We start from the raw sequence: 19,553 nt of genomic DNA, 5'->3' as shown, positions 1-19,553 counted from the left end.
ACTCTCCCAATGACTTCACGCATTACGGGTGGGGGGCGCGGGGCCCGTGGTACGGCCGTGCGGGTCGCGCGGGCCACCGCACGGGACGCGAAGCGCCTCACCCGGCTCATACGCGCCTCGAAGGCCTACGACGGCCGGTACGCCCCGATGGTCGCCGGATACCGGGTGGGTCCCGACTACATCGAGACCCACCGGGTCTTCCTGGCCGTGGACGCCGACGACCGGCTGCTCGGCTTCTACGCCCTCGTACTCGACCCGCCGGAACTGGACCTGATGTTCGTCGCCGACGCCGCGCAGGGGCTGGGCATCGGACGGCTGCTGGTCGAGCACATGCTGGACGAAGCGCGCGGTGCGGGCCTCGCCGACGTCCGCGTCGTCTCGCACCCGCCCGCCGAAGGCTTCTACCGCAGCGTGGGGGCCCGGTGGGTCGGGACCCGGGCCGCGAACCCGCCCGCCGTGATGTGGGACCGGCCGGAACTCGTCTTCCCCGTCGCGTGAATCCCGGACGGGGGACACCGCGCAAATCCCCGGGCGGCGGGCGTCAGGGCAGGAGCTGTTCCGCCCAGATGACCTTGCCCTCGGGGGTGTAGCGGGTGCCCCAGCGTTCGGCGAGCTGGGCGACGAGGAACAGGCCGCGGCCGCCCTCGTCCTCGGCGGCGGCGTAGCGCAGGTGCGGCGAGGTGCTGCTGGTGTCGGAGACCTCGCAGATCAGGGTGCGGTCGTGCAGCAGCCGGACGCCGATCGGTCCGGAGGCGTAGCGGATGGCGTTGGTGATCAGTTCGCTGAGGATCAGTTCGGTGGTGAACACCGTCTCCTCCAGGTCCCACCGCGTCAGCTGCCGGGTGACGTCGGCGCGGGCGCCGGCGACGGCCGCGGGGTCGGAGGGCAGCTCCCAGTCGGCGACGCGGTCGGGCTCCAGGACCCGGGTACGGGCCACGAGGAGGGCGATGTCGTCGCTCTGGCGGGCGGGCAGCAGGGCGCCGATCACCGCGTCGCAGACGTCCTGGGGCGTCCGGCCGGGGTGCGCCAGCGTGGTGCGCAGAATCTCCAGGCCGACGTCGATGTCCCGCTTGCGGTCCTCGATGAGCCCGTCGGTGTACAGCACCAGGCTGCTGCCTTCCGGCAACCGCAGCTCCGCGGCCTCGAAGGGCAGGCCGCCCAGGCCGAGCGGCGGGCCGGCGGGGATCTCGGGGAAGTCCACCGTGCCGTCGGGGGCGACGACCGCGGGCAGGGGATGGCCGGCCCTCGCCAGCTGGCAGGTCCCCGACGCCGGATCGTAGATCGCGTACAGACAGGTGGCGCCCGCGATCGTGGCCTCCCCGCCCGCCGAGGCGGCCTCCGCCTCCTGGTCGATGCGGCCGACGAGTTCGTCGAGGTGCCCGAGGAGTTCGTCCGGCGGCAGGTCGAGGGTCGAGAAATTCTGTACGGCCGTGCGCAGCCGGCCCATCGTGGCGGCGGCGTGCAGCCCGTGGCCGACCACATCACCGACGACCAGGGCGACGCGGGTGCCGGACAGCGGGATGACGTCGAACCAGTCACCGCCGACGCCGGCCTGGGCGGGCAGATAGCGGTAGGCGATGTCGAGGGCGTTCTGCTCGGGCAGCCCGCGCGGCAGCAGGCTGTGCTGAAGGGTCACCGCCATGGCGTGCTCGCGGGTGTAGCGGCGTGCGTTGTCGATGCAGACCGCCGCGCGGGCCGCCAGCTCCTCGGCCAGCGACAGGTCGTCCTCCTCGAAGGGCTCGCTCTCGCGTGTGCGCCAGAAGTTCACGATCCCCATCAGCACGCCCCGCGCCTTCAGCGGGACGGTGATGAGCGAGTGGAAGCCGTAGTCCAGGACCGCCTGGGTGCGCTCCGCGTCCTGGGTGCGCCAGTCGGGGGAGGACGCCAGATCGGTCACGAGCACGGGGTGACCGCCGACGAAGCCCGTGGCCTGCGGGGTCGGCGCGGCGAACGTGATCAGCTCGCCGGCGCGGTACAGCGGATGGTCGTCCGGTGTGCCGGTGAGTGCCACGCGGCGCAACTGCGGCGCCTCGCCCCCGACCCCCGCGCGGGGCTCCTCGCCGCGCAGCACAGGCTCGGCGAGGTCGACGGTGGCGTAGTCGGTGAAGCGGGGAGCGGCCACCTGGGCGAGCTCCTCCGCGGTGCGCTTGACGTCCAGGGTCGTGCCGACGCTCACGCTCGCGTCGTACAGCAGCCGCAGCCGGCCGCGCGCGGCCTCGGCCTTCCCCGCCAGCGCGCGCAGCTCGGTGGAGTCCCGCAGGGTGGCCACGCTGCCGGGCGGGCCTCCGCGACGGTCCGTCGGCCGGTTGTTCACCGCCAGCAGCAGGTCCCCGACGGGGAGCACCTCGTCGGTGGCGACGCGGCGGGACACCAGCAGTTCGGCCATCCGGGGGTCGAGGCCGAGTGAGGTGACGTGCCGCCCCTCCACGTCCGGGGGCAGGTCGAGCAGTCGCCGGGCCTCGTCGTTGGCGAGCAGGACGCGCCCGTCGCCGCCGACGATGACCACGCCTTCGCGCACCGCGTGCAGCACCGCGTCGTGGTGCTCGTACATCCGGGTCATCTCGGACGGTCCGAGGCCGTGGGTCTGGCGCCGCAGCCGTCTGCTCACCAGCGCCGTGCCGGCGGTGGCCAGGGCCAGCCCGGCGCCGCCGGCGCCGAGGACGACGGGCAGCTGCCGGTCGAAGGCGCTGCTCACCGCGCTGACCTTGATCCCGGACGACACCAGTCCCACGACCGTGCCACGGGAGTCCTTCACCGGGACCACCGCCTGCACCTCTTCGCCGAGCGGCCCGTCGACGCTCTCGACGGTGACGCCGCCGTCCTGCGACGGCCCGATCGTGCCGATGAACTCCTTGCCGATCAGCTCCGGTTTGGGATGGGTGTAGCGGATGCCGTCCCGGTCGGTCACGACGACGAAGTCGACGCCGCCCTCCATCCGGGCGGCCTCGGTCAGCGGCTGGAGCACCGCACTGGGATCGGGGCCGCGCAGCGTCTCCACGAGCCCGGGGGAGTGGGCGAACGTCTGGGCGGCCGCCAGTGAACGGTCGCGGGCCGCCTGGAATCTGTCACTGCGGGCCTGGAGCAGCAGCGTGACCACCGCGGCCACCACGAGCAGCAGCACGATCAGAACCTGGAGGAGGAACATCTGCCCGGCGACGCTGCGCGAACCCGCCACGGCCCACAGACGCCGCGCCGACGGCACCCGCGAGCCGTGGCGCGTGCGCCGCTCACGCCGGCTACCTGGGCGCCGACCGGCGAACCAGCGGCCCGAGAGCCCCCAGGACCGGCCCCGGATTCGGGCCATACCCCATGTCTACCCCGCCCCCTTCCGCGACGCGAACGATATGCGCGAAGCCGGGAAGGCGGAAGCCTCATGAAATCGAATGCGTGTGCGCATTTTGTGTGGTGCGGTCTGCGCGTCAAGGGCGATTCCGGCTGACCGAAGATCCTCCGGCAGATCAGGCCGCCCCCCGCGCACGACCGGAAACAGCCCTATCCGCCCCGTGGCAACGCGGTGAGACTCAAGCGGCGAAAGCACCGGATGCTCGCCCGATCACGTGAGGAGTGTGCACATGTACGCAAAGCTCACAGCGTTAGGCAGCCGGGTTCTCGGGCTGTTCGTGCCCGGGATCGACGCCGCGGCGGCGGAGATCCTCGCCTGCCGCAACTACCCGGCCTGCTGGCAGTGCTCCGGTAAGTGCGGCTACAACGCACCCTGCTACGCCTGCTGCAACTCGTCAGGTTGTCCGACTGTGATCTGTCACTGCTAGTACCCACACCAGGTAAGAGTCGCCGGTCGAGGGATACCGCCGCCGTCGGGCACGGACGCACGGGCCGCACTGGCCGGAACCGTGTGCTCCGGCTCCGGTTCCCCGGTCGGCGACGCCGCCCGCCGTCCGCGGGCGCGCTGACGGCGACGACAGCCGGAGGAGGCAGCCGGGTGGGGTATGTGGCGCTCGGGATCCGCGCTCTGATCGGGGTGGTGTTCCTCGCCTCGTCGATCGGCAAAGTGTCCGGGCGGGGAGCCTTCGGCCGGTTCGTCTCCTCGGTGGGAGACATGCGGGTGGTGCCACGGCACCGGGCCCGCGCGGTGGCGCGCACGGTGGTGTGCGCCGAGTTCGCCGTGTGGCCGGCGCTCACGGCCCCGGTGCCGGCCGTCGCCGTGGCGGGGTTCGCGGTCGCCGCCGGACTGCTGACGGTGTTCGCCGCCGGTATCGCCCTCTCGACGCGGCGTGGTGCGCGGACGCCCTGCCGCTGTTTCGGGGTGACCGCGAGCCCGCTCGGACCGCGGCACATCGTCCGCAATCTCGTTCTCACCGCGCTGGCGGTCATCGGCGCGGCCACCGTGCTCGGCTCCGGACCGGCACGACCGGCCGAGACGGGCGGCGCGGTCGTGGCGGTGTCCGCCGGTCTGCTGCTGGGCGCGCTGGTGGCGGTGCTCGACGACGTTCTCGACCTGTTCCGGCCCGTGGGCCGGGCCTCGGGCCCTGCTCGCGGCCGATGAGTCCTCAAGCCGATGAGCCCTAAGGAGACGACGACATGCCCGTCATGATCGCGGCAGTGGTGCTGGTGGGGGCGCTCTGCACGCTGGACCTGATCCTTACGCTGGGTGTGATCAAGCGGCTGCGGGAACACACCGCGCTGTTGTCCGAGGTGTCCGACAACATGCCGGGCAGACCCCCCGTCCTCGCGGTGGGCGCGGAGATCGGTGAGTTCACCGCCGTCACCGTCGACGGCGAGGTGCTGACCCGTGAATCGCTGGCCGGTGACACCTTGGTGGCGTTCTTCTCGCCCAACTGCGAGCCGTGCCAGGAGATGCTGCCGAAGTTCGTCGCCCACGCGCGCGCGACGGACGGCGGCCGGGAGCGGGTGCTGGCCGTGGTGGTCGGCGCCACCGACCGTGCCGCGGGGCAGGTCGCCGAGCTGAGCCCGGTGGCCCGGGTCGTGGTCGAGGGCAGTGACACCGCGCTGACCTCGGCGTTCGAGATCAAGGGGTTCCCGGCGCTGTTCAGGGTGGCCCCGGACGGCGCCGGCCGGCCCGTCATCGCGGACAACCGCGTACAACTGCCGGCCACTCCCACCGTGGTGGCATGAGCGGGCCGTCGCCCCAGGAGCCCGGCACCCCGGCCGCACCGGGCGCGGGACTGCCCCGGGAGCGGCCGGCCGGCCGCCTTCCACAGGTAGGACGGATCGTCGCGGCGGGCGCGCTGGTGGCGAAGGCGGCACCCGGCACCTTCGGCGCCTACCTGGCGCTCACACTCGGGACGGGCGCGCTCCCGGTGGCCACCGCGTGGCTGACCAAGCTGATGCTGGACGGCCTGAGCGGTGGCGCCTCCCTGGGGCGGCTGGTCGGCCTGGGCACCGGCCTCGCCGCGGCGAGTGTCGCCCTCGGGGTCCTGCCGCAGGCCGGCCAGTACCTGCGCGCGGAACTCGGCCGCAGGGTGGGGCTGCTCGCCGAGGACCGGTTGTTCACGGCGGTGGAGGGCTTCGCCGGCCTGGGACGGTTCGAGAACCCCCGCTTCCTGGACCGGCTGAGGCTCGCGCAGAGCGCCGGCGGGGGCACCCCCGGTCAAGCCGTCGACGGCGCCATCGGCACGGCCCGGGCGGCCCTGACGATCGGGGGGTTCCTCGGATCGCTGTTCCTGCTCAGCCCGTTGATGACCGTGCTGGTGACGGCGGCCTCGGTGCCCACCCTGCTGTCCGAGATCGCGATGGCCCGGCGCAAGGCGCGAACGCTCTGGGACATCGGCCCGATCGAACGCAGGGAGATGTTCTACAGCGAGCTGCTGTCCAGCGTGGAGGCGGCCAAGGAGATACGGCTGTTCGGCATCGGCGCCTTCCTGCGGTACCGGATGCTCGACGACCGCCGTACCGCCAACGCCGCGAAACGGGCGGTGGACCGGCGCGAGGCATGGGTCCAGGCGGGGCTGGGACTGCTCGCCGGGCTCGTCTCCGGCGGCGGCCTGCTCTGGGCGGTGACGGCCGCGCACGCCGGGACCCTCTCGGCGGGCGACGTCGTGATGTTCGTGGCCGCGGTCGCCGGAGTGCAGGGCGCGCTGGCCACCCTGGCCGCCGAAGTCGCCCGGTCGCACCAGGCATTGCTGATGTTCGAGCACTATCTCGCCGTGACGGAGGCCGGACCGGATCTGGCCGTACCCCGGCAACCCGCGCACCTGTCGCCCCTGCACCGAGGCATCGAACTACGGGACGTCTGGTTCCGCTACTCCGAGGAACACCCGTGGGTGCTGCGGGGCGTCAGCCTGCGCGTCCCGCACGGAGGAGTACTCGCCCTCGTCGGGCTGAACGGCGCCGGGAAGTCCACCCTGGTGAAGCTGTTGTGCCGGTTCTACGACCCCGACCACGGTGCCGTGCTGTGGGACGGTGTGGACCTCCGCGCCGTCGACGTGACGGAGCTGCGACGGAGGATCGGCGCGGTGTTCCAGGACTACATGCACTACGACATGACGGCGGCGGAGAACATCGCCCTCGGCGATCTGACGGCCCTCGACGACCGCCCGCGTATCCAGGCCGCCGCCCGGCGGGCGGGCATCCACGACAAGCTCGCCGGACTGCCGCACGGATACGACACGCTGCTGTCGAGGCGGTTCTTCATGGAATCCGACAAGGACGATCCGGAGACCGGCGTCGTCCTCTCCGGCGGACAGCGCCAACGGCTCGCGCTCGCCCGGGCGTTCCTGCGCGACCGACGCGACCTGATGATCCTCGACGAGCCCTCGGCGGGGCTCGACGCCGAGGCCGAGCACGAGATCCACACCGCGCTGCGCGCCCATCGGGGCGAGCGGACCAGTCTGCTCATCTCGCACCGGCTCGGGGCGGTACGCGACGCCGACCTCATCGCCGTACTGGACGAGGGACGGATCGTCGAACAGGGCCCGCACACCACGCTGATCGACGCGGGCGGGCAGTACGCGCGCCTGTTCGCCCTGCAGGCCGCCGGCTACCGGGCCGACGCCGACGGCGCATCCGCCGGGGAGCGCGCATGACGGGGGGACCGGGGCCGGACCCCGGCGAAGAGCGGACACCGGCCGCCTCCCTCGCGCCTCCCCACCCCGCGCCGCCGGCCCGTCACACCACACCCGGGCGCCGCCCGCCGTTCGTACGGGTCGCGACACCGCTGCTCGCTCTCCTGACGGTCGGTACGGCGCTGTTGCTGCGCGCCGGGACGGGGCCGTGGGCGGTGCTCTGCGGAGCGGCGACGGTGACGACGGGCCTGGGGCTGCTCCTCGCCGCGGTGGCCGCGCGCGGATTCGTCACGGTCACCGTACGCGGGGCGAGCATGGCACCCGCCTACCGCGACGGGGACCGGGTCCTGGTGCGCCGCGGCAGCAGGCCCCCGGTCGTGGGGCAGGTGGTCGTGGCCGAGCGGCCGGCGAAGGACGGCACCTGGGCGGCACCGCCCCTGCGGCCCACCGCCACCGCGGCCGAGGTACACGGACGGCGATGGCTGATCAAACGCGTCGCCGCGGTGGCGGGCGACCCGGTGCCGTCGGCCGCCCTGCCCGGCACCCGGGTGCCGGAGGGCGGCCTGGTCCTGCTCGGGGACAACCGGGCGGTCAGCTTCGACTCGCGCGACGTGGGGTACTTCCCGACCTGCCGTGTGCTGGGGACGGTGCGGGGGCGGCGTTCCGCCTAGGGGCTGTCCGGTGGTTCTTCGCCCGCGGCGGCGAGCGCCCTGCGGGCGCGTCCTCAAGCGCCGGACGGGCTGGTTGTGGCTGAGCTCAGCCACAACCAGCCCGTCCGGCCAGGCCTACGCGTCCCCCTTCCGCCGCTCGGCCCGGTGCAGGAGCAGCGCCGCGAGAACTCCGCCGAGGAGCACCACGGCCGCGCCCGCCAACTGGCCGGTCCGCAACCCCGAGGCGAACGCGTCCAGCACGTCCGCCCGCTCGCCTTCCGTGCGGGCGTCCGCCAGGGCGGCCGGAAGGGATCCCGCGCCGGCGAGGCCCACCGGGAGCAGGGCGGTGAAACGGGAGTTCATGACGGCGCCCAGGACGGCCACCCCGAGGCTGCCGCCGAGTTCGGACATGGTGCCGTCGACCCCGGCACCGGCCCCGGCCTTCTCCGGCGGAATCGCCCCCATGATCGCCTCGGCGATGGCCGGGTTGGCGAGCGCGCACCCCGCGCCCATGAGGACGAGGCCGGTCAGCAGCACCCCGTAGCCCTCCGCGGGGAAGGCACCGACGACCGCGAACCCGCCCGCCAGCGTCCCCACACCGAGGGCGATGGCGAGCGGCAGGCCGAGGCGGCGCAGCAGCCGGGTCGAGATCCCGGTGAAGTTCAGGGCGACGACGGTGAGCGCGAACGGCGCCGTCCGCAGGCCCGCCTCCAGCGGTGTGCAGCCGTGGACGAACTGGAGCTGCTGGGTGAGCAGGAAGAGCGCACCGGCGCTGCCGAAGGTGATGAGGACGACGCCCACGACGGCCCCCACGAACCGGCGGTCCCGGAAGAAACCGAGGTCCAGCATGGGGTGCGGGATGCGGCTCTCCCACAGGGCGAAGGCACCGAGGACGAGCACCCCGCCCAGGGCCGGCAGCAGCACCCGGCCCGTGCCCCAGCCGTGCTCGGGCCCCGAGACGACCGCGAAGACGACCGCGGCCATGCCGACGGTCGACAGCAGCGCGCCGAGCAGGTCGGGCCGCTGCCCGGCCGCGCTCTTCGACTCGGGCACCAGCGCCCAGGCCGCGACGAGGCCGAGCAGCACCACCGGGAGGTTGACCAGGAAGATCGCCCCCCACCAGAAGTGGGCGAGCATCACACCACCCAGCAGCGGGCCGGCGGCGAAGCCGAGGGCGTTCACCGCGGCCCACACGCCGATCGCCCGCAGCCGCTCCTCGGCGTCGAAGACCTGCATGACGACGGCGAGAGTGGTGGTCAGCAGCAAGGCGCCGCCGACACCCATGCCCGCACGGGCCGCGATCAACTCCCCGGTGGAACCGGCCAACCCGGCCGCCAGCGAGCCCACCCCGAACAGCGCGAGGCCGACGAGCAGCATTTTCTTGCGGCCGTAGCGGTCGGCGGCGCTGCCCCCGGCGAGCAGCAGCCCGGCCTGCACGAGCGAGTACGCGTTGATCATCCACTGGACGTCCGCGGTGCTCGCGTCCAGATCCCGGGTGAGGGACGGGACCGCCACGTTCAGGACGGTGTTGTCCAGCACTACGGTGAGCTGCGCCAGGCAGATCACCGCGAGGACCAGCCACCGGGTGGGCAGCCGGGCCCCGGTGGTGGTCCCGGTGGTGTCCGTGGTCACCGTCACGGCCGGGGCCGCGGGGCGAAGCGGGCGAGGGGATTGGTCAGGTCACCCACCAGTTGCAGGGCGGCCGAGGGGTCCGCCAGGTCGACCATCTGCTGGTTGTCGCGCAACTGCAGCCGGTTCAGGCAGGACAGCGCGAACCGCTCCGCGAACAGGTCGTACTGCTCGAACTTCGCGGCCAGGTGCGGGACGGACGTCTGGTAGTCGTGGACGCACTCGGCGACGGTCCGCCAGAACGTCTCCTCCTCCAGGACGCCCTCGGTGGCCAGAATGCCGTTGAGGTAGCGGAAGAAGCAGTCGAAGACATCGGTGAAGATCGACAGGAGCTTCATGTCCTCGGGCACGTCGGCCCTCACGCGCCGGACCTCCGGCGGCAGGGCGGCGTCCGGGTCCATCACGACGATCTCCTCGGCGATGTCCTTGAAGATCACCCGCTCGACCGTCCCGCCGTCCAGGACCATGATGACGTTCTCGCCGTGCGGCATGAACGCCAGGTCGTAGGCGTAGAAGCTGTGCAGCAACGGCGTCAGGTACGCGTCGAGGTAGCGCCGCAGCCACACCTCGGGCGCGAGCCCCGACTGCTCGATCAGGGCGGCCGCCAGCGAACGGCCCTCGTGGTCGGTGTGGAGCAGAGCGGCCATGGTGGCCAGGCGCCGGCCCGGTTCGAGACCGGCGACGGGGCTCTCGCGCCACAGCGCGGCGAGCATCTTGCGATAGGGGGAGTGGCGGTCGGTGGCTGCCTCGTACTGACGGTGGTGGTAACCGACGGCCGCCCGCTCGCGGATGATGGACAGGCGCGCCCGGCGCAGGACGTCGTCCTGGTCGACGAGGTGGGCGAGCCAGTCGTTGATGGCCGGGGTCGCCTCCATGTAGGCCGCCGACAGGCCCCGCATGAAGCCCATGTTCAGTACCGACAGGGCCGTCTTCACATAGTGCTTGGACGGATCGCTGGTGTTGAAGAAGGTACGTACCGACTGCTGGGCGAGGTAGTCGTCGTCACCGGGGCCGAGACAGACCAGGCGCTGCCGGGCGAGCTCGGCGGCGAAGGTCACCGACAGCTTGTTCCACCACTGCCAGGGGTGCACGGGGATGAGGTGGTAGTCGGCGAGGTCCAGACCGAGGCCGGACATGGTGTCACCGAACCGGGCGAGGGCCGGCTCGCCCAGCTCCGCGGCGATCAGGGCGTCGTAGTCGAGGCCCTCGCCCGAGGTGAAGGTGGAGTGGTCGCGGTGGGCGGCCAGCCAGATCAGCCGGACGGGGTTCGCGGTCTCGGGGGCGTAGGCGTGGTACTCGTGCACACCGAAGCCGAGCCTGCCGTTGTTGGCGACGAAGCCGGGGTGGCCCTCGGTCATCCCCGTCTCGATCGCCTGGAAGTCCGCCCCGGCCAGTGCGGCGGCCGTGATCCGCGGCTTGCCGAGCTTGTAGGCCGTGCCTGCCAGGGTGGAGCTGATCTCCTCCAGGTAGACCGGGAGGATCCGCTCGGTCAGGCCGAGCGCGTCACGCAGCTCGATGTGGAAATCGAGGGCGTCCAGCGGGAGTTCGGCGTCACCGCGGTGCCGGGTAATGCTGTCGGCGTCGATGTGCCAGTGGTCGAGGGCCAGCAGACGGGCGGCGAAGCGGTACTCCACGGACCCGTCGTCGCCGCGTACGACGTACCGGCCGTCCGGGGTCCGCTCGGGGGCGAGCAGCCGTTCGTGGGAGAACTCGGCGAGCGCCTTGCGGATCAGCTGCCGGTTGGCGCGGTCCCAGGCGTCCGGGGTCAGATGCGAGACGGCATCACGGGGGTTCACGCGGTCACTCCTCGGGTGGCGGCCGGCTCGGTGGAATGCAGGAACCGGTCACGGGTGCAGATGCTCAGCAGCGCGTCCTTCTCGGGCTTCGAGATCGTGCGCACGGCCTCGAAGCCGACGGCGGCGTTGAGCGTGTGGACGGCGGTGTTGCGGACGTCGGGTTCGACCACGACGCGCAGCGTCGCCGGGTCGGCGAAGAGCCACGCCATGACCGTGGTGAGCACGGCACGGGTGAACCCGTGCACCGGGGTGTCGGCCGGTGCGCACAGGAAGTGCATGCCCACGTCGCCGCGTCGCGGTGGGTACAGGCCCACCAGCTCGACACGGGCGGGGTCGTAGCGTTCGGCCAGGAAGGCGGGGCGGCCGTTCCGCAGCCCGATGAAGGCATCGTGGTGCGGATGCTCGGTGATCTCGCGGTACGCCTGGGCGACCTCGGTCACGTCGGCGTCCTGCATCATCCAGAACGATGCCTTGGGGTGGGTCACCCAGCCGTGCACCAGCGTGGCGTCGGCGGCCGGGTCGAGCGGGCGCAGGGTGAATTCACCGAGCCGCTCGTCGGTACGGGAGAAGACGGTCTCGTTCATCGGACGACGCCCTCCGGCGCCCCGAACTCCTGGAAGGCGATGGCCTTCTCCACGGGGTAGTGCTCGCGGCCCAGCAGCTCCCGGATGATCCAGGAGTTGCGGTACGGGCCCATGCCCAGGTCGGGGGAGGTGATGCTGTGCGTGTGGGTACCGGCGTTCTGCAGGAAGACACCGCGTCCGGTGACATCGATGCTGTAGTTGCGGGCGACGTCGAAGCGCCCGTGCCCGTCCCAGCGGATCCGGTCGTGCAGCGGCTCGAGGAAGGCCGGCGGGCGGTAGCGGTAGCCGGTGGCCAGGACGAGGCCCTGGGTGGTGAGCGAGAAGTCCCGCTCCTGCTCCATGTGGCGCAGCCCGAGCGTGTACGCGCCGGCCGCCTCGTCGTAGGAGGCGCTCTCCAGCGCGGTGTTGGTCATCAGCCGGGTGGGGACCGGGCCCGTGACGCTCTTCTGGTACAGCAGATCGAAGATGTTGTTGATCAGCTCCGCGTCGATGCCCTTGAACAGGCTCTTCTGCTCGGCTTCGATCCGGTACCGGGTGTCTTCCGGGAGCGCGTGGAAGTAGTCCACGTACTCCGGGGACGTCATCTCCAGCGTGAGCTTGGTGTACTCCAGCGGGAAGAAGCGCGGGGACCGGGTGACCCAGTTCAGCCGGTAGCCGTGGGTGTCCGCGTCGCCCAGCAGGTCGTAGTAGATCTCCGCCGCGCTCTGCCCGCTGCCGACGACGGTGATGCTCTCCTTGCGCTGCAGCTCCGCCTTGCCCTCCAGGTAGCGGGAGTTGTGCAGGAAGTCCCCGCCCAGGTCCTGGCACGCGTCGGGGACGTACGGCGGGGTGCCCGTGCCGAGCACGAGATGCCGGGCGCGGTGCGTCGTCTTCTCGCCGGTGGCGGCCTTGACCGCGTGGACGGTGTAGAGGCCGTCGCCCTCGTCGTACTCGACGGAGGTCACCTCGTGGGCGAACCGGACGCTGCGGAGCTTGGCCGCGGCCCAACGGCAGTAGTCGTTGTACTCACTGCGTACGGGATAGAAGATCTCGCGTATGTAGAAGGAGTACAGCCGCCCGGATTCCTTGAGGTAACTGAGGAAGGAGTACGGGGAGGTGGGGTCGGCCAGGGTGACGAGGTCGGCCATGAAGGGGGTCTGCAGCGTGGCGGAGTCCAGCAGCATCCCCGGGTGCCAGTCGAAGTCGGGCTTGCTCTCCAGGAAGAGGCCGTCGAGTTCGTCGAGCGGTTCGGTCAGACAGGCGAGGCCCAGATTGTAGGGGCCCAGCCCGATGGCGATGAAGTCATGCGTGGACATGGGGATCTCCGTGCGGGGGGAAACAGTCAGGCGGGGGGAAAATGCGGTCGGGCGGCGGAGGGGTGGTCAGCCGGCGCGATGGCGGAGCTCGGGGGCGAGCCGCTCGTTCACGTACCGGCCGGCGTGCTCGGCGAGGAGATCGAGGACGTGGGCGATGTCGTCCAGCGAGGTCTCCGGGTTGAGCAGGGTGAATTTGAGGTAGTGACGGCCGTCGACCTTGGTGCCGGCCACGACGGCCTCGCCGGAGGCGGCAAGTGCCTCACGGGCGAACAGGTTTGCCCCGTCGGCCAGTTCCCGGGCCGGGCCCTCCGGCGGCAGATAGCGGAAGACGACGGTGCTCAGCTGGGATTTGGTGACGACCTCGAAGCGCGGGTCGTCGGTGAGCAGTTCCCAGGCCTCGGCCGCGCGGTCGATGACCTCGTCGAAGAGCGCGCCGACGGCGTCGGCGCCCATGATGCGCAGCGTCAGCCACAGCTTGAGCGCGTCGAAGCGGCGGGTGGTCTGGATGCTCTTGTCGACCTGGTTGGGGATCCGCTGCTCGGCCATGCGGGCCGGGTTGAGGTAGTCGGCGTAGTAGGTCGCGTGCCGCAGCACGGCACGGTCGCGCACCAGGACCGCGCTGGAGCTGACCGGCTGGAAGAAGGACTTGTGGTAGTCGACGGTCACGGAGTCCGCGCGCTCGATGCCGTCGAGCAGATGGCGGCGGGTGGGGGAGACCAGCAGTCCGCAGCCGTAGGCCGCGTCCACGTGCAGCCACAGCCCGGCCCACTCGCACAGGTCGGCGATCTTGGGGAGGGGGTCGATGGAACCGAAGTCGGTGGTGCCCGCCGTGGCGACGACGGCCATGATGATGAGGTCGTCGGCGTGGCAGCGTTCGATCTCGCGGGCGAGGGCGGCCGGCCGCATGCGCCGCTCGGGGCCGGTGCCGACGGCGATGACGGCGTCCTGGCCGAGGCCGAGCAGCTTCGCCGACTTCTGCACGCTGAAGTGACTGGCCTCGGAGGTGAGAATGCGCAGCCGCGGCAGGATGTCGTGCCGGGAGAGCGGGGCCGGGGAGTTCTTCGCGGCGAGTGCGCAGGCCTCGTCGCGGGCCAGCAGCAGCGCCTGGAAGTTGGACTGGGTGCCGCCGCTGGTGAAGATGCCGTCGGCGTCCTGGCCGAGGCCGATGCGTTCGGCTGTCCAGTCGATCAGGCGGCGCTCGATGAGCGTGCCGCCCGCGCTCTGGTCCCAGGTGTCGAGCGAGGAGTTGACGGCGGTGAGCACCGCCTCGCCGAGCAGGGCCGGAATCACCACCGGGCAGTTGAGGTGCGCGAGATAGCGCGGGTGGTGGAAGTAGACGGCGTCGCGCAGGTAGACGTCCTCGAGTTCATCGAGGGCGGCCGTGGGGTCGTTCAGGGGCTGTTCCAGGTCGATCCGGTCGATTTCGGGCGCGAGCCGGGCGGGGGATATCCCGGTGAACGGCCGCTCGGTGCCGGCGATGCGGGCGGCCACCCGGTCGACGCCGTCGGCGAGTGAGCGCCGGTAGTTCTCCACCGTGCGGCGGTTGAAGAGATGCGGACTGGCGCCCGCCGCCCCGGCCCCCGGGGCCTGTGTCACGGCTCCTGCCGAAGGGGCTTCGGCGATGTGCCCCTGGAAACTCATGATCTGTCCTTCCGGTCACCAACGTGATCGACTTAGGTAAGGCTAACCTAACTTACTTCACGGTTGCGAAGCGCCGGTCACGTGGTGAGGTGGTCTTTTGGGTGGCGCGGGGGGAAGTTGCGCACGCGAGGGGTGTGTACCCGGGGGTGGCGACGCGGATGCGGAACCCGGGAGTCGACTTAGGTTAACCTAACCTAAGTTTCGTCCCGGGTGGGTGCTGCCGCACCGCTCGCCGACCGCATCCCGGCCGCCGTGCGTCCGCGCTCAAGCAGCCGCGGATTCACGGCAGTTCGGTGACCGGGCGCGGTCCCGTGGGTAGCCGACATTCCGGCCGCACCCGCCGCCCCGCCGACACCGGCGGGGCCGTACCGGCGCATGGCGCCAAGGAGACAATGTGAGCATCAAGGTCTACCGGGACGCTTGGGGGATCCCGCATCTGCGGGCCGACAGCGCGAACGGACTCGTCTTCGCCCAGGGCCGTACCACCGCCGTGGACCGGGCCTGGCAGATCGAGGTCGAACGGCACCGGTCACAGGGCAGCACGGCTGCCTTCCTGGGCGCGGGTGCCGTCGGCTGGGACCGGTTCGCCCGGCAGGCCCGGCTGGACGACACCGCCCGGCGCTGCTTCCAGGGCCTCGACGAGGACACCGCCGCCTGGGTCACGGCCTACGTCGACGGAGTCAACACCGGCCTCGCCGAAGGGGCGCGGCGGGCGGGGGAGTTCACCGCGACCGGACTCGCTCCCGGGGTGTGGGAGCCGTGGACGCCACTGGCGGTCTGGCTGTCCCACCACATCCTCTTCGCCGGCTTCCCCGCCAAGCTCTGGCGCGAGCAGGTCGCCCGTCTGCTCGGCCCCGGGATGACCGGGCTGTTCGCCACCGACGGCCCCGCCGGCTCGGGGAGCAACGGCTGGCTGGTCACCGGCGACCGCACGGTCACCGGCGCCCCGCTCATCGGCGGCGACCCGCACCGGTTCATCGAGGACCCCGGCATCTACCAGCAGATCCACCTGGCGTGCCCCGAGTACGACGTGGTCGGACTGGCCGTCCCCGGCGTCCCCGGCATCGCCCACTTCGGGCACACCGGCGGCGTGGCCTGGGCGATCACCAACGCCATGGCCGACTACCAGGACCTCTACGAGGAACGGCTGCGCCGCCGCGGAACGGACGTCGAGGCGCTCGGCCCGGGCGGCTGGCGGCCCGCCACGGTGCACACCGAGACCATCGACGTGGCCGGGGGAGACCCCGTCGAGGTGGAGGTGATCGAGACCGAGCGCGGCCCGGTCGTGATCGGCGGCCCGGACGACGCCCGCGCCATCAGCCTCCGCTGTCCGCCACGGGTCCGCGGTGACCTCGGCTTCGGCACGCTGCCCGCACTGCTGCGGGCCACCACCGTCGCCGACGTGGACCGCGCCTTCGACCAATGGGCGGAACCGGTCAACGTCGTACAGGCCGCGGACACCGACGGCGGACTGCTGCACCGGGTCGCGGGCCGGGTACCGCTGCGGCACCGGGACAACCGGCTGCGTGTCGTGCCGGCCTGGGTGCCCGGCCACGATTGGCAGGGATGGCACGAGCCGATGCCGCGCGCGGCCGTCGACGGCATCGCGGTCATGGCGAACGAACGGAGCCTGGCCGCACCGCTGGGCACCGAGTTCGCCCCACCGCACCGGGCCGACCGGATACGTCAGTTGCTGGAAGCCTCGACGTCCTGGTCCGCCCCGGACATGGCGGCCGTCCACACCGACACCCTGCTGGCCTCGGCCCGGCCGCTGCTGGACCTGCTGGCCGGACTGGACGGGCTGAGCGACGAAGCCCTCCGGCTGCGGGAGCGGCTGCTGCGCTGGGACCGCAGGATGGAGGCCGACAGCACGGACGCCGGGGCGTACGCCGCCGTCCGGGCGGCGGTGGTACGACAGCTGGCCGCCCACCCGGCACTGGCCGAACTGTCCGCGCCCGCCCCGTACCCGGACCTGTTCCTGCCGTGGCTCGCCCTCGTCCCACGGGTCGCGTTCGCGCTGGAGCACCTGCTGGACGATGACGTGCTGCCCGGCGTCGACAGGGCCGGACTCGTGCGCGCGGCCGTCGAGGAGGTGGCCTCCGCGGCGGACGCACCGGCGTCATGGGGGACCACGCATCGGCTCGCGCCGTGGCAGTCACTGCCCGGCGAGGAACCCGGCGGGTGGCCGGAGCTCTCCGGCGACCACGACTGTGTGCTGTCCACCTCCAGCATCCCCGGCGTCACCGACCTCAGCGCACGCGGACCCGCGGCGCGCTACGTCTGGGACCTCGCGCGGCGTGAGAACAGCCGGTGGGTGGTCCCCTTCGGGGCCAGTGGCGTACCCGGCGACGCCCACCACCGGGACCAACTGCCCCTGTGGCTGCGGGGAGAACTCCTCCCCGTGGTCACCGACTGGAACCTTCTGACCGAGGAGCGACATGATTTCTGAGACCCCCACCCACCGGACGGCCGTGCACGAGCAGGTGGTCGAGGGTTTCGGCACCGTACGTGTCGTTCCCGTGCACCCCCGGGCCGACCTCGATGTGATCCACACGTGGGTCGGCCAGGAGCGGGCACGCTTTTGGGGCATGCGGGAGGCGAGCCGCGAGCGGGTCCTGGAGATCTACGAATACCTGGACTCGCTCCCCACCCACCACGCCTATCTCCTCCACCGGGACGGCCGGCCCGTCGCGCTCTTCCAGACCTACGAACCGGAGTCGGACCCGGTCGGCGCGTGCTACGACGTACAGCCCGGTGACTTCGGAATCCACCTGCTGATCGGCCCCGCCGAGGGCGAGCCGGAGCGGGGCTTCACCGACACCCTGCTCTCCGTGTTCCTCACCTTCGTCCTGGCGGACCCGGGCAGGCAACGGATCGTGGCCGAACCGGACGCCCGTAACGCCAAGGCCATCGCCCGTCTCACGGGGGCGGGCTTCGTGCCCGGACCCGAGATCGACCTTCCCGAGAAGCGGGCACGGCTGGTCTTTCTGAGCCGGGACACCTGGCTCAACGGGCTCGTGGAGCCCTAAAGGGCACCCTCCTGAACGGGAGTCCGGGGTTCCGGGTGGTCCGGTTCATCGGCCGGGGCGGCGGCACGCAGCGCCGCCTCCACCTGGCGGTTGCTGGTCATGGTCGACGTGACGGCGGTCATGGTGAGGAGGAGACCGGCTGCGGTGTAGAGCGGGGTGCGCACGTCGTAGGCGGTGGCCAGCCAGCCGCCGAGGAAGGCGCCGCACGGGGCGGCGCACATGGCGAGCATGCGGGAGGTGGAGGCGACCCGGCCCATCAGGTGGGCGGGGACGATCGCCTGTCGGAGGGAGGGGCCGAGCACCATCGTGGCGCCCATGCCCGCTCCGCAGACGGCGAGCGCGAGGCCGGCGACGTACGGGTTCGGGGCGGCGGCAAGGCCCAGGACGGCGATTCCCTCGACCGCTGCCGTGCAGGTGAGCGCGGTGCCGGTGCCGAGTCGTCGGCCGAGGAAGGAGGCGATGCCCGCGCCGAGCAGACCGCCGGTGGCCTCCGCCGTGAGGAGCAGGCCGAAGCCGAAGGTGCCGATGCCGAGACGGTCGTGCGCGAAGAGGGCGAGTACGGTCTCCACGGCGAGGAAGGCGATGTTCCCGACTGCCGGTCGCAGCGCGAGCCCGAGCAGCAACTGATTCCGGAATACGTACGAGGCGCCGGCCCGTGCCTGCCGCAGCAGCGACTCACGGGCCTGCGGTGCGGGCCGGGGTACTGCGGGCAGCGACCGTACGAGCAGTGCGGAGAGCGCGAACGACACCGCGTCGGCGAGCAGCGGGACCGCCCGCCCGAGCGCGAGCAGGGCGCTGCCCGCAGGCGGCCCCGCGAAGCCGGACGCGGCGGTCTGGCTGCCGCGCAGGAGGGAGTTGGCGCGCTCCAGGAGCGCGGGGTCGCGGCCGGTCAGATCCGGCAGATAGGCCGTAGCGGCCGTGTCGAAGAAGAGTCCGCCGAGGCCGAGCAGGAAGGCGACGGCCGCGAGCAGCGGAATGCTCAGCACGTCGAGCGCGGCCGCTGCCGCCGGTATCGCGAGCAGTACCGCACGCGCCGCGTCTACGACCCACATCGTGCGCCGACGGTCCCAGCGGTCCACCAGGGCACCGCCGAGCACCCCGAAGAGCAGCCACGGCAGCGTGCCGGCGGCCGTGACGACGGCGAGCGCCATCGGATCCCGCGTCAGCGCCAACGCGAGCAGCGGCAGCGCGGCATGCGACACCCCGTCACCGAGCGAGGACACCGTCTGCGCGGTCCACAGCCGTCCGAACCCGGTCGGCAACTTGCCAACGCCTGAGGTCACTTGGCGTCCCCTTCGGCCTGCTCGCGCCGTGCCGGGTGGAACAGTGCGAAGACGAGTGACGCGTCCGGCAGCGACGGATCGGACAGCTCCCGGTACTCGTCCGCCAGTGCATGCAGGCGCGCCCCCAGCTCCGCGAACTGCTCCTCGGTGAGCCGCAGATGCGCCATCCGTACGTGCCGCTCGCCATCCGGCGGCGCTGCCTCCAGGTCCGCCACCGCGTGCCGCATCAGCACATCCGGCCCTCCCTCGCCCGGATCCGGCAGCACGATCGCCCGCGCGGCCATCGCGTAGTACCGCTCGGTGACACCCCGGACCTTCCGCGTCCGTACCACCTTCACCAGGCCGGCCCGTTCCAGCAGCCGTACGTGGTAGCTGGAACTCCCCTTCGCGAGGCCCACGCGCTCGGCGATCTGCGTGATCGTCGCGGGCTCGAAGCGGAGCACGGCCATGATCCGGTGACGCGTGAGGTTGGAGACGGCGCGCAGCTGCTCGTCAGTGGTGACGTGGAACGTCTCGGGAAGATCGTCGTGAGGCATGGGCCTAATGGTCAACACTTCTTGACCATTAGGCAAGGGGTTTTGTTCGGGCTTCCGGTGCGGGCCGGAGTCCGTCCCTCCCTGTTGACCGCGGGGCCGGCGAGGCTGTTGGCTTCCCTCGGCTCAC

General features: G+C 72.0%; 15 protein-coding genes. 7 read left to right on the top strand and 8 right to left on the bottom strand.

Annotated features, from left to right (window positions below):
• Positions 1-9 precede the first annotated feature (9 nt).
• On the top strand, positions 10-498 hold the full coding sequence (locus JO379_RS02535; RefSeq protein ID WP_209513575.1) for a GNAT family N-acetyltransferase: 489 nt from the start codon (positions 10-12) through the stop codon (positions 496-498).
• Between the two features lie 43 nt (positions 499-541).
• Here JO379_RS02535 and JO379_RS02530 read toward each other — a convergent pair whose 3' ends face one another.
• A complete protein-coding gene (locus JO379_RS02530; RefSeq protein ID WP_209513574.1) occupies positions 542-3,304 on the bottom strand; it encodes a SpoIIE family protein phosphatase in 2,763 nt (920 codons plus the stop codon).
• 636 nt (positions 3,305-3,940) lie between these two features.
• Here JO379_RS02530 and JO379_RS02525 point away from each other — a divergent pair.
• Genes JO379_RS02525 through JO379_RS02510 form a run of 4 tightly spaced genes read left to right on the top strand, consistent with a single transcriptional unit; the run spans position 3,941 to position 7,654 of the window.
• Positions 3,941-4,504 (top strand): MauE/DoxX family redox-associated membrane protein, encoded by a 564-nt coding sequence (locus JO379_RS02525; protein ID WP_209513573.1) that lies wholly within the window; start codon positions 3,941-3,943, stop codon positions 4,502-4,504.
• Positions 4,505-4,539: 35 nt separating this feature from the next.
• Entirely contained in the window at positions 4,540-5,094 is a 555-nt protein-coding gene (locus JO379_RS02520) for a thioredoxin domain-containing protein (protein WP_209513572.1), read from the top strand.
• Positions 5,091-7,004, top strand: coding sequence for an ABC transporter ATP-binding protein (locus JO379_RS02515; RefSeq protein WP_209513571.1), 1,914 nt, complete (start codon positions 5,091-5,093; stop codon positions 7,002-7,004). The genes JO379_RS02520 and JO379_RS02515 overlap by 4 nt, the downstream gene beginning before the upstream one ends.
• Positions 7,001-7,654, top strand: a complete 654-nt coding sequence (locus JO379_RS02510; RefSeq protein WP_209513570.1) for a S26 family signal peptidase — start codon at positions 7,001-7,003, stop codon at positions 7,652-7,654. Before JO379_RS02515 ends, JO379_RS02510 begins: the two co-directional genes overlap by 4 nt.
• Positions 7,655-7,768: 114 nt before the next feature.
• On the opposite strand, the gene JO379_RS02505 is transcribed toward JO379_RS02510, so the two are convergent.
• The 5 genes from JO379_RS02505 to JO379_RS02485 form a co-directional block, all read right to left on the bottom strand.
• Positions 7,769-9,271 carry an MFS transporter gene (locus JO379_RS02505; RefSeq protein WP_307841867.1) on the bottom strand — a complete coding sequence of 501 codons (1,503 nt, stop codon included), beginning with the start codon at positions 9,269-9,271 and terminating at the stop codon, positions 7,769-7,771.
• Positions 9,268-11,058: an IucA/IucC family protein gene (locus JO379_RS02500; protein ID WP_209513569.1), complete on the bottom strand. Its 1,791-nt coding sequence runs from the start codon at positions 11,056-11,058 to the stop codon at positions 9,268-9,270. Before JO379_RS02500 ends, JO379_RS02505 begins: the two co-directional genes overlap by 4 nt.
• Positions 11,055-11,642: a GNAT family N-acetyltransferase gene (locus JO379_RS02495; protein ID WP_209513568.1), complete on the bottom strand. Its 588-nt coding sequence runs from the start codon at positions 11,640-11,642 to the stop codon at positions 11,055-11,057. The genes JO379_RS02500 and JO379_RS02495 overlap by 4 nt, the downstream gene beginning before the upstream one ends.
• Entirely contained in the window at positions 11,639-12,937 is a 1,299-nt protein-coding gene (locus tag JO379_RS02490) for a lysine N(6)-hydroxylase/L-ornithine N(5)-oxygenase family protein (RefSeq protein WP_209513567.1), read from the bottom strand. The genes JO379_RS02495 and JO379_RS02490 overlap by 4 nt, the downstream gene beginning before the upstream one ends.
• Before the next feature lie 66 nt (positions 12,938-13,003).
• On the bottom strand, positions 13,004-14,578 hold the full coding sequence (locus JO379_RS02485) for a pyridoxal phosphate-dependent decarboxylase family protein (RefSeq protein ID WP_209513566.1): 1,575 nt from the start codon (positions 14,576-14,578) through the stop codon (positions 13,004-13,006).
• A 394-nt stretch (positions 14,579-14,972) separates the two neighbouring features.
• Between JO379_RS02485 and JO379_RS02480 the strand changes: the two genes are divergently transcribed.
• Entirely contained in the window at positions 14,973-17,027 is a 2,055-nt protein-coding gene (locus tag JO379_RS02480) for a penicillin acylase family protein (RefSeq protein WP_209513565.1), read from the top strand.
• Positions 17,017-17,607: a GNAT family N-acetyltransferase gene (locus JO379_RS02475; RefSeq protein WP_209513564.1), complete on the top strand. Its 591-nt coding sequence runs from the start codon at positions 17,017-17,019 to the stop codon at positions 17,605-17,607. Before JO379_RS02480 ends, JO379_RS02475 begins: the two co-directional genes overlap by 11 nt.
• Here JO379_RS02475 and JO379_RS02470 read toward each other — a convergent pair.
• On the bottom strand, positions 17,604-18,890 hold the full coding sequence (locus JO379_RS02470) for an MFS transporter (RefSeq protein ID WP_209513563.1): 1,287 nt from the start codon (positions 18,888-18,890) through the stop codon (positions 17,604-17,606). The genes JO379_RS02475 and JO379_RS02470 overlap by 4 nt on opposite strands.
• Positions 18,887-19,426, bottom strand: coding sequence for an ArsR/SmtB family transcription factor (locus JO379_RS02465; protein WP_209513562.1), 540 nt, complete (start codon positions 19,424-19,426; stop codon positions 18,887-18,889). Before JO379_RS02465 ends, JO379_RS02470 begins: the two co-directional genes overlap by 4 nt.
• Positions 19,427-19,553: the final 127 nt, after the last annotated feature.

Source organism: Streptomyces syringium, from assembly GCF_017876625.1.
Classification (GTDB): domain Bacteria; phylum Actinomycetota; class Actinomycetes; order Streptomycetales; family Streptomycetaceae; genus Streptomyces; species Streptomyces syringius.
Note: the sequence above shows the minus strand (reverse complement) of the source record. Positions and strands in the feature narration are given on the sequence as shown.

Excerpts from the sequence above, each read along its gene's own strand:
- JO379_RS02535 (WP_209513575.1), top strand. The coding sequence starts at position 10 with ATGACTTCACGCATTACGGGTGGGGGGCGCGGGGCCCGTGGTACGGCC.
- JO379_RS02530 (WP_209513574.1), bottom strand. The coding sequence starts at position 3,304 with ATGGCCCGAATCCGGGGCCGGTCCTGGGGGCTCTCGGGCCGCTGGTTC.
- JO379_RS02520 (WP_209513572.1), top strand. The coding sequence starts at position 4,540 with ATGCCCGTCATGATCGCGGCAGTGGTGCTGGTGGGGGCGCTCTGCACG.
- JO379_RS02515 (WP_209513571.1), top strand. The coding sequence starts at position 5,091 with ATGAGCGGGCCGTCGCCCCAGGAGCCCGGCACCCCGGCCGCACCGGGC.
- JO379_RS02510 (WP_209513570.1), top strand. The coding sequence starts at position 7,001 with ATGACGGGGGGACCGGGGCCGGACCCCGGCGAAGAGCGGACACCGGCC.
- JO379_RS02495 (WP_209513568.1), bottom strand. The coding sequence starts at position 11,642 with ATGAACGAGACCGTCTTCTCCCGTACCGACGAGCGGCTCGGTGAATTC.
- JO379_RS02490 (WP_209513567.1), bottom strand. The coding sequence starts at position 12,937 with ATGTCCACGCATGACTTCATCGCCATCGGGCTGGGCCCCTACAATCTG.
- JO379_RS02485 (WP_209513566.1), bottom strand. The coding sequence starts at position 14,578 with ATGAGTTTCCAGGGGCACATCGCCGAAGCCCCTTCGGCAGGAGCCGTG.
- JO379_RS02475 (WP_209513564.1), top strand. The coding sequence starts at position 17,017 with ATGATTTCTGAGACCCCCACCCACCGGACGGCCGTGCACGAGCAGGTG.
- JO379_RS02465 (WP_209513562.1), bottom strand. The coding sequence starts at position 19,426 with ATGCCTCACGACGATCTTCCCGAGACGTTCCACGTCACCACTGACGAG.